This window comes from Bradyrhizobium sp. ORS 375 (assembly GCF_000239775.1).
GTDB lineage: Bacteria > Pseudomonadota > Alphaproteobacteria > Rhizobiales > Xanthobacteraceae > Bradyrhizobium.
Genome location: NZ_CAFI01000287.1, coordinates 1 through 12,122, shown reverse-complemented (window position 1 = coordinate 12,122; position 12,122 = coordinate 1). Strand labels below are relative to the sequence as shown.

Sequence of the window (12,122 nt, the reverse complement as noted above, 5' to 3'; positions counted from 1 at the left end):
CGGGGAGAGGGAGCATAGCCGGCCCGAGCCAGCAGGTGGGGTCATCCCGCGCGCGGGGAGAGGCGAAGAGCTGCCGCGGCAGACTTCACGCCGCCTTCGACACTTCCATCAGCAGGCGCTCGGCGCGGGCGTCCTCGATGCGGTTGACGAGCTTGCTGCTCTCGTGACGGTCGCGCAGCGTCTTGGTCAGGGTGACGCAGGTCTGCACCAGCATGACGATGCCCATTGTCAGATAGCCCTTCATCCAGAGATCGATCGGCATGAAGAACACGCCGATGGCGACGAGAAAGGCGGAGGCAGCGAAGGAGACGTAGGAGAAAGTGACGAAGGCACCGCTGTGGGGCTGGGCGTTCTGGTTCATGGTCGGCTCCTGTAGATGGGTGGGTTGGATGCGTTGAGATCGGTCGTTCAAGGAAATCAGTTCGCCGGGGCGGTGCGGCCGGCCTTCAGCCGCGCCAGCACGTCGTCGGCGGTCGTCTTGAGGCGCGGGCCGAAGCCCTGCTCGGCGAGCTTCTCGGCAGTGGTGATCGGACCCGTCGCGGCGTCGAGCTCCATCAGCGCCTCGTCGGCGGCCTGCGCCTCCATCTGCCGCTCGCGCAGCCGCTTCAACGTCGCCTCGGCCTCGGGCAGCGTGCACTCATAGGGACGCGCCGCCTCGATGCCGCCGCGGCGGAGATTGCGGACCGCCTCCGAGGCGCGGGCGATGCGGCGGCCGCGGTCGAGCTCGGCGATGCGGGCCTCGGCACCCGCGACATGCTTCTTCAGCCGGCTGATCTCGGTGGCGAACAGCGCCCGTGCCGTCTTGGCGGCATCACGCTCGGCTTCGAGGCCGGCGATGGCTTGCGCGGCTTCGCGGGCCAGATCCTCGCGGCCACCATCGAGCGCGGCGGTAGCGCGCACTTCGAGGTCGGTGATCCGCGCCAGGGTGGCCTCGAGCCGTTTGCCCTCCTGCTGGTCCTGCGCGATGGCCAGCGCCAGCGCGCGCTTGCTGCGCTCGACCGCGGCGGCGGCGTCACGCATCTGCTGATCCAGGATCACCAGAGCGGTGCGGTCCTGCAGCTCCTCCTCCGCGACGGCCACGGTGCCCCGAAACAGCGTCAGAACGGTCTTGAACATTGTGAACTCCCTGCTATGAGCATCGCTCATGACATTTCTTGTAGCGCAATCGTGAGCGACGCTCAAGATATTTTTTGAACGACGCTCAAGATGTTGGTTAACGATGTCTAAAACTCTGGAAAGACGCGCGAAACAGCGCGAGGCCTTGATCGAGGCGGCCGAGCGGATGATCCGAACAAGGGGGCTCGCCGGCCTGAAGACCCGCGATCTCGCCCAGGAGATCGGCGTCGCCAATGGTGCGGTCTACAATCTGGTCGCCGACGTCGACGAGCTGGTGCTGATGGTCGGCTCACGCACCCTGTCACGGCTCGATGCCGAATTGTCGGCCGCCGAGAGCGCGGGCCCGCCCGGCCCCACCGCCGCGCTGGTGCGCATCGCCATCGCCTATTGTGACTTCGCGGCCCACAATCTGGAGCTCTGGCGCGCGCTGTTCGAACATCGCATGCCGCCCGAGAAGCCGCTGCCGGAGTGGGCAGTTGCCGACCAGATGCATTTGTTCCGTCACATCCACCAGCCGCTCGCCGAGCTGTTTCCGCAGCGTTCGTTCGACGACATCAGCGTCACGGCACGCAGCCTGTTCTCCGCTGTCCATGGCATGGTCGCGCTTGGCCTGGAGCAGAAGCTGATCGCGGTGCCGCTCGCCGCGCTGCGCCAGCAGATCGCGGCCATGGTGAATGCGATGGTGACGGGACTTGTTTCAGCGGCAAGGCCGACCGAGTGAAGCGAGACCGAACGAGTGTAGCCTGACGCTCGAACGAAGTTGGTACGGAGCCGCTGCTAACAATCATATGAGACGACGCCTCGCCCGCGTCTCTCCTGCCGACATTTCACTCAGACGCAGCACCGACCAAAGCGAACAAACTACCGCCGCATTGCTCCGCACTATCATGGCGACGTTCGGACTTGATCCAGACAATTTGTCGGGAACCTGCCGATCAATCAGCACTCGACGATGAGTGCTCGTTCTGAGGGCCTGCACCGAGGCGCATGGCTAGGTTCAATGGCTAGGTTCATCTGGCCTGCAGCATCTGCAGCGTTTGGCCGCCGCGCGATCCAAGAAAAAACTCCATCCACGCCAGAACGCGCGCGCCAAGGGGGACATCGTGAGACATCTGCGTGCGCCGAGTGACGACCGTGATCCGCCGTTCTCGCCGGGCTATGAGGACGGCCGGCGTCCGCTGTATGAACAGTCCTGGCGCGACGAGCATGATCGCCCGACACCGTCGGAATTCGCCGCACGCTTCGGCGTGCAGGAGCTCCCTCCCGTGCCACGGCAGCGACGCTCTCTCGGCCTGCTCAGCATCCTCGGACTTGTCGCATTGGCGGCGGGCGTGGCCGGATTCGCCGCGCTCAAACTGCCGGCCCGCTGGACCGCCACGCTCACAGGGGACAACACCGCCGACGTTGCAGTCACCGCGACCGTGCCGCCAGCTTCGGCCCGCGCCACGCAGGCCTTCGCTCAGGTGCAGGACGCCGCTCCGGCTACCCCGCCTTCGAGCGCCATCCCGGCCGTCGCACCCGACGCGGGCGCACGACTGAGGGAGGAGGACCGCCTGCCGAAGTTCGACACGCGAATGGCCGCCGCGCCGGCGCAGGCCAGCGCGCAGCCTGCCGTCCAGGGCGTGACGGAGACCGAGATCCGCTTCGGCATGGCAGCTCCATTCTCCGGCCCGGCGCGCGAGATGGGACACCAGCTCAAGCTCGGCATCGAGCTCGCGTTCGCGCAGGTCAATGAGGAAGGCGGCGTGCACGGCCGTCAGCTCAAGCTCACCACGGCCGATGATGCCTACGAACCGACGCGAACGTTGAACGCGATGAAGGAGCTCTACGAGCAGCACAAGGTGTTCGGCTTCGTCGAGAATTACGGCAGCCCGACTGCGCTGATCTCCGTCCCCTATGCGCTCGAGCGCCACGCGCTGTATTTCGGCGCCTTCACCGGCGCGCCGTCGCTGCGGCGCGATCCGCCGGACCGCTACGTCTTCAACTATCGCGCCGGCTACGCCGAGGAGGCCGACGCGCTCGTGCGCTATCTGGTCAAGAACCGCCGGCTGCGTCCGCAGGAGATCGGCGTCCTGACCCAGCAGGACGCCTATGGCGACGCCGGCTGGGACGGCGTCGTCAAGGCGATGCGCGGCCTGCGCGGCGGCAATGCCGGCGACATTTTCCGCATGAGCTACAACCGCAACACCGTCAACGTCGACGACGCCATCGCGCAACTGAAGCGGCAGCGTCCGGCGATCAAGGCCGTCGTGCTCGTCGCCACCTTCCGCGCCGCCGCCAAGTTCATCGAGAAGACGCGCGACACCCATCCCGACATGATCTACGCGACGATCTCCGGCGTCGGCAGCACCGGCCTCGCCAGCGAGCTGACTGTGCTCGGCCCGAAATACGCCGACGGCGTCATCTGCACCCAGGTCACGCCGGCGGTCGACGGCTACGCGTCGGTGACGCTGAACTACAAGAAGGCGCTGGCCAAGTATTTTCCGGGAGAGCCGGCGGACTACACCTCGCTGGAGGCCTACCTTACCGCCAACATCCTGATCGAGGGGCTGCGGCGCACGGGCCCCGCCGTCGATACCGAGTTGCTCGTCAACAGCCTCGAGTCGCTGCAGAACTACGAGCTCGGCGTCGGCTCTAAGGTGAGCTTTGGTCCTTCCGACCACCAGGCGCTGCACAAAGTGTGGGGCACGCAGCTCGACAAGACCGGACAGTATCACGCCATCGATCTGGAGTAGCGGATCCGGCCCGACGTCCATCGGACAGGATGGCGGCGACCGCGAGCGGCGGTCAGCGTCGGTCGCGAACGTCGTTTCTCTTGGCGCTCGCGGCCTTCTTCGTACGCTCACTGCGCGCGATGGCCTCGGCGATGTCAGTGGCCGGGATCATCATGGGGTTCGTCCCGAATCCCGTTCCGAGCATCGTGCCGCCCCTGATCACGAAGCAGACGTCTTCCGGCTTCGTGCGCAAATTCCAAGAAAACGACGGAGGCTGCCCCGGCGTTGGTTGAAAGAGCTTCTTGAAGGCAACGTTGAAGTAGAAGTGATAGGTGTATTCGGACGCCCCCCACGGCAACTGCTCCTGGCGGCCGTTGATCTTGCCGGAGGCGTCGTACACATATGCCCCCAACAAGTTCTTGGTCTCATCGACGGTGAAGCTCCCCTCAAGGCAGACACCGACATTCACGCCGACATGAAAGCCTCGACGGGTATAATCCCGAAGATCTTCGTCCGAGGAAAGGGTCACCTTGATCATCGGCCTCGGCCGATGGCCCATCGGGCCGATGTCGGCCTTGTCGACATCATCGACGAACTCGATTGCTTTGACCTTGACGTCGTCCAGACCTGCGGCAGCCACCTGGATCTGGGACAAGAGGACGATCAGGGCGAGGATGACCCGTCTGACTCCGGAGTTGATCATCACCTTCTCCCGAGTTTGACGGCAGCCTGACATGCGTTAGATGCCCGCGCGTGCACCTCATTGCGACGGGACAGCGTCGAATGGACACCGATCGATCGCGCGGATGAAACTAGCCCTACGGCTCTTGATCCTGCAACGTCGTACTCGCCCCTCTCATGGTGCAATATCGCCGGGATCGAAGGGCGGGCGACCGGCGGTGTCGGCCGACGGCGAGTCTCTGCGCACGTAGCGGTTGCGTGTCATCGCTGCTTCCGGTCGCGCCGCTTTTGATCAAAATTTCATCAGGGCAGCCCGGCGCGGCCGCGCTAGAGTCCGCCGGCGACGCCTCGAACAGCGTCGCGACGAGCGCGAGGCGACCCATGTCCCTGTTCATCCGCGGCGGCACGGTGGTGAACCATGATCATTCGCGGCGCGCCGACGTGCTGATCCAGAGCGGGATCATCGTTGCGGTGGGCACCGCGATCGAGCCGCCGCTGTCGGCCGAGGTGATCGACGCCGGCGGCTGCTACGTGATGCCCGGCGGGATCGATCCGCACACCCATCTCGAGCTCGGCTTCATGGGTACGGTGTCGGCGGACGATTTCGAATGGGGCACCAAGGCGGGCCTGTCAGGCGGCACCACGATGGTGGTGGATTTCTGCATTCCCGACCCCGGCCAGTCGATGCTCGCGGCCTATCAGGACTGGCGGCGCAAATCGGAGAAGGCGGCGGCCGACTACGGCTTCCACATGGCCGTCACCTCCTGGTCGAAGCAGGTGTTCGACGAGATGGAGGTCGTGGTCCAGACCTACGGCATCAACACCTTCAAGCACTTCATGGCCTACAAGGGCGCGCTGATGGTGAACGACGACGAGCTGTACAACTCGTTCGCCCGCTGCGCCGAGCTCGGGGCCATGCCGCTGGTCCATGCCGAGAATGGCGATGTGGTCGCGCGCATGCAGGAGGCGATGCTGGCGCGCGGCATCGACGGGCCGGAGGGCCACGCCTTCTCGCGGCCGCCGGAGGTCGAGGCCGAGGCCACCAGCCGGGCCATCATGATCGCCGACATGACCGGCGCGCCGCTCTACGTCGTGCACACCAGTTGCCGGCAGGCACACGAGGCGATCGCGCGCGCCCGCGCCGCCGGCCAGCGCGTCTATGGCGAGCCGCTGATCCAGCATCTGCTGCTCGATGACGGCGAGTATCGCTGTGAGGATTGGAACCACGCCGCGTCCTGCGTGATGTCGCCGCCGTTCCGCGACCGGTCGCACCAGGACAGCCTGTGGGCGGGACTGCAGTCGGGCTCGTTGCAGGTGGTCGCGACCGATCACTGCGCCTTCACGCTGGCGCAGAAGCGGCTCGGCCGCGGCGACTTCCGCAGGATTCCCAACGGCACCGGCGGGCTCGAGGACCGCATGCCGCTGCTGTGGACCGCCGGCGTCGGCACCGGACGGCTGACGAAGGAGGAGTTCGTCGCCGTCACCTCGGCGAACATCGCGCGCATCCTCAACATCTTCCCGCGCAAGGGCGCGGTGATGGCGGGTGCCGATGCCGACCTCGTGGTGTGGGACCCGGCGGCGCACAAGACGATCCGCGCCAGCCATCAGGTCAGCCGCATCGATTACAACGTGTTCGAGGGCTTCACCTGCACCGGCGGCCCGGCGACGACGGTGTCGCGCGGTCGCATCGCGTGGCGCGACGGCGCGCTGCGCGCAGAAGCCGGCGACGGCCGCTATGTCGAGCGTCCCGCTTTCCCGCCGGTGCATGTCGCCAATTCCACCTGGAAGGAGATCACCGCGCCGCGCGCCGTCGCGCGCGAGATCGTCACGCCGTGATCGCCGCGCAAGTCACGTCCGGCGCGGCGGCATTTACCGGGCGGAAACCGTTGCTGTCGTTGAATGCGAGCATGGCACAGTTGCGCATGGAAGTTCGCGATTCGGCCGGCACCATCCTGCCGGGCTATGGCGACGCATTCTTCGACCTCAGGCTGCCCGGCGATCATTGCCGCGTGGCGCAGAACCTGCTCCGGATGATTCGCGGCGACGATCACCGCTCGCCGGTTCACAGCATCCACTTCTTCCGCGACGGCGCCGAGATCGGCCGCTGGTCGGTCGAGGACGAGCGCGTGGAGCTGATGGTGATGGACGCGTTCGCGCACACGCCGCCGGCGGCGGCGTAGCACGCTCTCTCGCGGTCTCCGCAGGACTTGCCGGGCTCAGACGATGCGCGGATGCGCCTTCTGGTGCCAGGCCCAGGCCGAGCGGATGACATGACCGAGGTCGGAGCGGCGTGCCTTGAAGCCGAGCTCCTGCTCGGCTCGGCTGGGATCGGCGACCAGGATCGGCGGATCGCCGGCGCGTCGCTCCCGAACCACCAGCGGCACCTGCTCGCCGATCTCGTTCCTGATCGCATCGACGATCTCGCGCACCGAATAGCCGCTGCCCGTCCCGAGATTGTAGGCGCCGCCGGAATGCCCCTCCAGCAGCCGCCCGATCGCGGCGATATGAGCCGCGGCGAGATCGTCGACGTGGATGTAATCGCGCACGGCGGTGCCGTCCGGCGTCTCATAGTCGGTGCCGAAGATCGCGAAGTCAGGCACATGGCCGAGGACCGCCATCAGCGCCCGCGGAATCAGATGCGTCTCGGGATCGCGCAGCTCGCCGATCGCGCCTGAGGCATCGGCGCCGCAGGCATTGAAGTAGCGCAGCGCGGTGGCGGAGAAGCCGTAGGCGGCGCGATAGTCGGCCAGGATCTGCTCGATGATGTATTTGGAGCGGCCGTAGGGATTGACCGTCGGCCCCGCCGCGCTTTCCGGGATCGGCTCGCGCCCGGCATTGCCGTAGACCGCGCCGGTCGAGGAGAACACCAGCCGGGTGCAGCCGGCCTCGCGCATGCCCTGCAGCAGGCCAAGCGTGCCGGCGACGTTGTTGAGGTAATATTTCTGCGGATCGGCCACCGACTCGCCGACGGCGCTCCACGCCGCGAAATGCATCACCGCCTTGACGTCGTATTGCCGGATCGTGCGCGCGACCGTGATGCTGTCGGCGATGTCGCCGACCACCAGCGGCCCCCATTGCACGAAGCTGCGATGGCCGGTCGTCAGATTGTCATAAACGATCGGCGTGAACCCCGCCTCGGCAACCGCCTTGCTGCAATGAGCTCCGATGTAGCCGGCACCGCCGGCGATCAGGATCGCGCCTTTCCTACTCATCAGTCGTTATGCCCTTGGACCTGCAATCAATGGATGAAGCGGAGCTTCAAATGCGGAGCACCATAAGCGAGCGTTGCAGCCGGAGCAAATGCAACTGGGCGCCGCGGCTGTTAACCGTTGCGTCGCCATCTGCCGGCCGGCAGGATCGAGCAGACGCTGGATCTAGCGCAACACGAGGCACGGCGACGAGATCTGGCCGTGAACAGGTGTGGTACCGGACATCGCCAGCGATTCGGACGCGATTCGTTCCAGCAGCGTTCCGAGCGTTAATGGCGGAGCGTTCCGACGTCGCGTTCCGGGACATTCCGGGTCTTGCTTGCGGTCACCCGCGCCGATGCCCCACGATCGTGCTGGTGCCGATGTCAGTCTGGCTGCTGCGCGAGGTCGATCCTTGCATCGCCGTCGTGCTCGGCCTCAGCGCCTCGGCCGCAGCTCATCCGATCGGCACGCAGCCGACGCATGCGTGGGTGCGCGAGCACTGCGCTTAACGCTTGAACCGAGAGCGCGCCGCGCCAAACAAGCGCCGTCTCTGCATGTTGCGCGTCGACTCTCCGCGCTACGACATCTAGCCGTGAACAGACTTCAAACCGCGAGTCGCGGCTGATTCGGACGCGGTTCGTTCCAGCCGCGTTCCGAACGTTAACAACATCGCGCCAGGGCGTCGCATTCTGGCACATCATGCGCGCGAGGGTTGCGGCAATTCATCGAGCGGCCATTTCGGACGCTTGATCTTTTTGTAGGGCAACGTCGTCACGTCGCGCGCGACCACGCCGGGCGCATCGACCATGATGATGTCGGCCGCGATCGGCGCAAAGGATGCGCGGAAATGCTGCGCGGATTTCACCACGACAAGCTTGCGCGTCGCCGGATCGCAGCCGAGCTGGGTGAAGAAATCTTTCCCGAAGGCCTGGCAGCGGAACGTCGTGATGACGACCTCGACGCCGGCGGTTGCGATCAGTGCGCAATCGCCGAGCTTGGCCGGCGTGCCGGCCAGCCCCGTCATCACCATGTTCTCCTTCAGCGCCTTGACCTCCCAGGTCGCGTCGACCGGATCGCCCGACAACGGGCCGATCTTGCCGCCGATCCGCAACGGCAGCTTGGCGCCCACGCCGGCATCGAAGGCGATGCGCACCGCGATCGGGTCCCACATCGGGCCGACGCAGACGTTCTCGATTTTCCGCTCGAGCACGCGGCGCAGGATGAAGGTGGAATCGCCGGGCGCGCCGCCGCCGGGATTGTCGCTGGCATCGCCGAGCACGATGGTGCCGTCCTTCGCCAGCGCCTGGTCGAGCGCGGCCTCGACGCCGGGCATGCGCTCGGTCACCGCCTCGCGCATGCCGATCAGCTCGTCCGCGAGCTTGCGCGCCAGCGCCTGCGCCTTGGAGCCATCGGGATCGACGGCCGCGTCGCTATAGACCAGCACCTTGGTGCCCATCGCGGGCGTGTCGCCCCAGCCAAAGCCGTGCACGATCGACGCCGAGACGATGCCGTCCTTGCCTTCCATCGCGGTGATGCGGTCGACGAAGCTGCGGACCGGCTCGCGCGTGGTGTGCAGGGTGACGATCATGTCGGTGTCGACCAGCGCCGAGCGCAGCTTCAATCGCTTCTCGGCAAGCTCGGTGCAATGCCTCACCAGATCCTGCGCGCGCTCCAAGATGTCCGTGTGCGGATATTCCTTCCAGCAGATCAGCAGATCGGCGCTCTCCACCATCAGCTCGCTCATGTGGACATGCGGGTCGAGCGTGGCGCCGATCACCACATCCGGGCCGACGATCTTGCGGATCTGCGACAGCAGCTCGCCTTCGCAATCATCATAGCCGTCGGCGATCATCGCGCCGTGCAGGCCGATCAGCGCCATGTCGATCGGCAGCGCGGCCTTGAGGTCGGCGAGGATCTGGTCGCGCAAGGTCTCGAACGCGGCACGCGTGACGAGCCCGTTCGGCACGGCGGCGGCCACCAGGCCCTCGATCAGCGTCCAGCCCTTGGCCGGCCCGACCTGCCGCGCCGCCCACAGCGGCCCGCCATGCATCTGCATTTTGTCGGGATGCTGGCCCGCCGGGAAGTAAGCGCGCTCGTGAAAGGTCGCCAGGCCCGTCGGCATCGGCGCAAAGGTGTTGGTCTCGGTGGCGAGGGCGGCGGAGAAGACACGCATGAAGGCTTGGCTCTTGGTTCGCGCTGACAATGAGGCGACCGAAGGGGATCGCATCGCGCCCGCGAGCACAAGACAGCGCGAGGACAGAGCGCCCCGTCGCTGCGCGCATGAGGCTGATCAGTTCGCCGCGACCGGAACTCGCACCGACTGATCCTCGATGGCCTTGATTGCAACGACAGCGACCTGCGTGAGCGCCTCGCGATCCGCGCCGGACGACGCCATCACGCTCATGCCGGTGATGACCGCCGAGACATAGCGCGCGAGCGCGGCGGGATCAGCCGTCTCCGCCAGATCGCCCTCATCCTTCGCCCGCTCGAACCGATGACGCAGCTGCTCCTCGGTCTGGGCGCGGCGCGCGGCCAGCTCGAACGGCACGTTGGCCGAGCCGGAGCCGCAGGCGAGGCCGCCCTGCACCAGCAGGCAGCCGGGCGGGTTGGACGGGTCGGTCTGCTTCTCGGCGACGCCCATCAGCATCCGCGCGGTGACCTCGCGCGCGGTCGGCGCACCCAGAACCTCCGCCATCCAGGCCTCGCGACGCGCGGTGTAGCGATCGAGCGCGGCCTTCAGCAGAGCCTCCTTGCTGCCGAACGCGGCATAGAGGCTGGGCGGGTTGATGCCCATGGCGTCGGTGAGCTGGGCGATGGTCGCGCCCTCATAGCCATGACGCCAGAACACCTCCATCGCCTGCTCCAGCGCGGTGTCGCGGTCGAAATTCCGGGGCCGTCCGATGCCCATCTGCAAAACTCCTGTTCTCGTCTCCGCCCCGATTGGATTTTATCTATTTGCGATTCCTAGCCATTTCTTTGATCTGCCGCAGCCGCCAAAGTTCCGTCTAGGATTTTCGTAGCATCTGTTACATAAGTCTCTTGCGAACGAGTTGCCAGCGCCACATTTGTAGCGAGCACTACAAATCTGGAGCGCGCCAATGCCTTCGCCCAATACCCATTCCTCCGGCCGCCTGAAGCGGTGGCTGAGCACCGTCGCCGTTGTCGGCGTGGTGATCGCCGCCGGGTCGTACGCCGGCTCGCAATATGTCCATTTCAGCCCCGTGCCGCAGGCCGCCCGCGCCGCCGCACCGGAGCAGGCCGTCGCGGTGACCGTCGCCGTCGTCGAGCCGCGCAAGGCGAGCCTGTGGGACGAGTTCTCCGGCCGGCTCGAAGCCGTCGAGCGCGTCGAGGTCCGGCCGCGCGTCGCCGGCGCCATCCTCGCCACCAACTTCACCGAGGGCTCCCTGGTGAAGGCCGGCGATGTCCTGTTCAAGATCGATCCGGCGCCCTACGCCGCCGAGGTCGACCGCGCCCAGGCCCAGCTCGAAGCCGCGCGCGCCCGCGCATCCTTCGCGGCGAACGAGCTCGAGCGCGGCGCGCAGCTGGTCGGCAATTCGATCGTGACCAAGCGCGACTACGACCAGCGCGACAACGGCAATCGCGAGGCCATCGCCAACGTCAAGGCCGCGGAAGCGGCTTTGCAGGCGGCCAAGCTCAATCTGGACTACACGCAGGTCCGTGCGCCGGTCGACGGCCGCGTCGGCCGGATCGAGGTGACGGTCGGCAACCTCGTCGCTGCCGGCTCGGCGTCGCCGGTGCTGACAAATCTCGTCTCCGTCAACCCGATCTATGCCAGCTTCGACGCGACGGAGGACGTCGTGCTGCGCGCGCTTGCCGCGGTGGCCGATGGCTCGGGCAAGCGCGGCAATCTCGACCGTATCCCGGTGGAGATGACGACATCCGGCGGCACCACGGCGTCCGGCCACATCCAGCTGATCGACAACCAGGTGCAAGGCCAGACGGGCACGATCCGCGTTCGCGCCGTGTTCAAGAACGAGACCGGCACGCTGATCCCCGGCCAGTTCGCCCGCGTCCGCATGGGCCAGCCGCAGCAGCAATCCCTGGTGCTGCTCGACGAGCGCGCCATCGGCACCGACCAGGACAAGAAGTTCGTCATGGTCGTCGGCGACGACGAGCGTGCGGTGTACCGCCCGGTGACGCTCGGCGGCAGCGTCGAGGGATTGCGGATCATCTCGGCCGGGCTGAAGCCAGGCGAACGCGTGGTCGTCAACGGCCTGCAACGGGTGCGCCCGGGGGCGCTGTTGAAGACGCAGGTCGCCGAGATGGGCGCGCGGGATGGCACCGACACGAAGCAACTGGCGCAGCGCTGATCATGTTCGACACCGTCCGTCACCATACACGCGCTGCCCACCCTCCCCTGGAGGGGGAGGGTCGACGCGCGCAGAGCGCGCGGCGGGGT

The 12,122-nt window shown here is 66.7% G+C and carries 12 protein-coding genes; 6 read left to right on the top strand and 6 right to left on the bottom strand.

Annotated features, from left to right (window positions below):
• Window positions 1-85: 85 nt before the first annotated feature.
• Together BRAO375_RS20690 and BRAO375_RS20685 are read right to left on the bottom strand one after the other, a co-directional pair.
• Window positions 86-361, bottom strand: coding sequence for a YiaA/YiaB family inner membrane protein (locus BRAO375_RS20690; RefSeq protein WP_009029394.1), 276 nt, complete (start codon window positions 359-361; stop codon window positions 86-88).
• A gap of 56 nt (window positions 362-417) precedes the next feature.
• Complete coding sequence (locus BRAO375_RS20685; protein WP_009029393.1) at window positions 418-1,116, bottom strand: PspA/IM30 family protein; 699 nt, start codon at window positions 1,114-1,116, stop codon at window positions 418-420.
• 103 nt (window positions 1,117-1,219) lie between these two features.
• Here BRAO375_RS20685 and BRAO375_RS20680 point away from each other — a divergent pair, with 103 nt between their 5' ends.
• Both BRAO375_RS20680 and BRAO375_RS20675 read left to right on the top strand, forming a co-directional pair.
• Window positions 1,220-1,837, top strand: a complete 618-nt coding sequence (locus BRAO375_RS20680) for a TetR/AcrR family transcriptional regulator (RefSeq protein ID WP_083842510.1) — start codon at window positions 1,220-1,222, stop codon at window positions 1,835-1,837.
• 382 nt (window positions 1,838-2,219) lie between these two features.
• Window positions 2,220-3,851 carry an ABC transporter substrate-binding protein gene (locus BRAO375_RS20675; protein WP_009029391.1) on the top strand — a complete coding sequence of 544 codons (1,632 nt, stop codon included), beginning with the start codon at window positions 2,220-2,222 and terminating at the stop codon, window positions 3,849-3,851.
• Window positions 3,852-3,903: 52 nt separating this feature from the next.
• On the opposite strand, the gene BRAO375_RS20670 is transcribed toward BRAO375_RS20675, so the two are convergent.
• Window positions 3,904-4,533 (bottom strand): hypothetical protein, encoded by a 630-nt coding sequence (locus tag BRAO375_RS20670; protein ID WP_009029390.1) that lies wholly within the window; start codon window positions 4,531-4,533, stop codon window positions 3,904-3,906.
• A 359-nt stretch (window positions 4,534-4,892) separates the two neighbouring features.
• On the opposite strand from BRAO375_RS20670, the gene hydA reads away from it, so the two are divergent.
• Window positions 4,893-6,347 carry a dihydropyrimidinase gene (gene hydA / locus BRAO375_RS20665; RefSeq protein ID WP_009029389.1) on the top strand — a complete coding sequence of 485 codons (1,455 nt, stop codon included), beginning with the start codon at window positions 4,893-4,895 and terminating at the stop codon, window positions 6,345-6,347.
• Between the two features lie 71 nt (window positions 6,348-6,418).
• Window positions 6,419-6,691, top strand: a complete 273-nt coding sequence (locus BRAO375_RS20660; RefSeq protein ID WP_009029388.1) for a hypothetical protein — start codon at window positions 6,419-6,421, stop codon at window positions 6,689-6,691.
• 36 nt (window positions 6,692-6,727) lie between these two features.
• Here BRAO375_RS20660 and galE read toward each other — a convergent pair whose 3' ends face one another.
• On the bottom strand, window positions 6,728-7,723 hold the full coding sequence (gene galE, locus BRAO375_RS20655; protein WP_009029387.1) for a UDP-glucose 4-epimerase GalE: 996 nt from the start codon (window positions 7,721-7,723) through the stop codon (window positions 6,728-6,730).
• Between the two features lie 269 nt (window positions 7,724-7,992).
• On the opposite strand from galE, the gene BRAO375_RS37555 reads away from it, so the two are divergent.
• Window positions 7,993-8,211 carry a hypothetical protein gene (locus BRAO375_RS37555; protein ID WP_139031429.1) on the top strand — a complete coding sequence of 73 codons (219 nt, stop codon included), beginning with the start codon at window positions 7,993-7,995 and terminating at the stop codon, window positions 8,209-8,211.
• Between the two features lie 188 nt (window positions 8,212-8,399).
• Here the strand turns inward: BRAO375_RS37555 and BRAO375_RS20650 are convergent, their stop codons facing one another.
• Window positions 8,400-9,875 (bottom strand): M81 family metallopeptidase, encoded by a 1,476-nt coding sequence (locus tag BRAO375_RS20650; protein WP_009029385.1) that lies wholly within the window; start codon window positions 9,873-9,875, stop codon window positions 8,400-8,402.
• 117 nt (window positions 9,876-9,992) lie between these two features.
• Window positions 9,993-10,610, bottom strand: a complete 618-nt coding sequence (locus BRAO375_RS20645) for a TetR/AcrR family transcriptional regulator (RefSeq protein ID WP_009029384.1) — start codon at window positions 10,608-10,610, stop codon at window positions 9,993-9,995.
• Window positions 10,611-10,800: 190 nt separating this feature from the next.
• On the opposite strand from BRAO375_RS20645, the gene BRAO375_RS20640 reads away from it, so the two are divergent.
• Entirely contained in the window at window positions 10,801-12,033 is a 1,233-nt protein-coding gene (locus BRAO375_RS20640; RefSeq protein ID WP_009029383.1) for an efflux RND transporter periplasmic adaptor subunit, read from the top strand.
• Window positions 12,034-12,122: the final 89 nt, after the last annotated feature.

Excerpts from the sequence above, each read along its gene's own strand:
- BRAO375_RS20690 (WP_009029394.1), bottom strand. The coding sequence starts at position 361 with ATGAACCAGAACGCCCAGCCCCACAGCGGTGCCTTCGTCACTTTCTCC.
- BRAO375_RS20685 (WP_009029393.1), bottom strand. The coding sequence starts at position 1,116 with ATGTTCAAGACCGTTCTGACGCTGTTTCGGGGCACCGTGGCCGTCGCG.
- BRAO375_RS20680 (WP_083842510.1), top strand. The coding sequence starts at position 1,220 with ATGTCTAAAACTCTGGAAAGACGCGCGAAACAGCGCGAGGCCTTGATC.
- BRAO375_RS20670 (WP_009029390.1), bottom strand. The coding sequence starts at position 4,533 with ATGATCAACTCCGGAGTCAGACGGGTCATCCTCGCCCTGATCGTCCTC.
- hydA (WP_009029389.1), top strand. The coding sequence starts at position 4,893 with ATGTCCCTGTTCATCCGCGGCGGCACGGTGGTGAACCATGATCATTCG.
- BRAO375_RS20660 (WP_009029388.1), top strand. The coding sequence starts at position 6,419 with ATGGCACAGTTGCGCATGGAAGTTCGCGATTCGGCCGGCACCATCCTG.
- galE (WP_009029387.1), bottom strand. The coding sequence starts at position 7,723 with ATGAGTAGGAAAGGCGCGATCCTGATCGCCGGCGGTGCCGGCTACATC.
- BRAO375_RS37555 (WP_139031429.1), top strand. The coding sequence starts at position 7,993 with ATGGCGGAGCGTTCCGACGTCGCGTTCCGGGACATTCCGGGTCTTGCT.
- BRAO375_RS20650 (WP_009029385.1), bottom strand. The coding sequence starts at position 9,875 with ATGCGTGTCTTCTCCGCCGCCCTCGCCACCGAGACCAACACCTTTGCG.
- BRAO375_RS20645 (WP_009029384.1), bottom strand. The coding sequence starts at position 10,610 with ATGGGCATCGGACGGCCCCGGAATTTCGACCGCGACACCGCGCTGGAG.
- BRAO375_RS20640 (WP_009029383.1), top strand. The coding sequence starts at position 10,801 with ATGCCTTCGCCCAATACCCATTCCTCCGGCCGCCTGAAGCGGTGGCTG.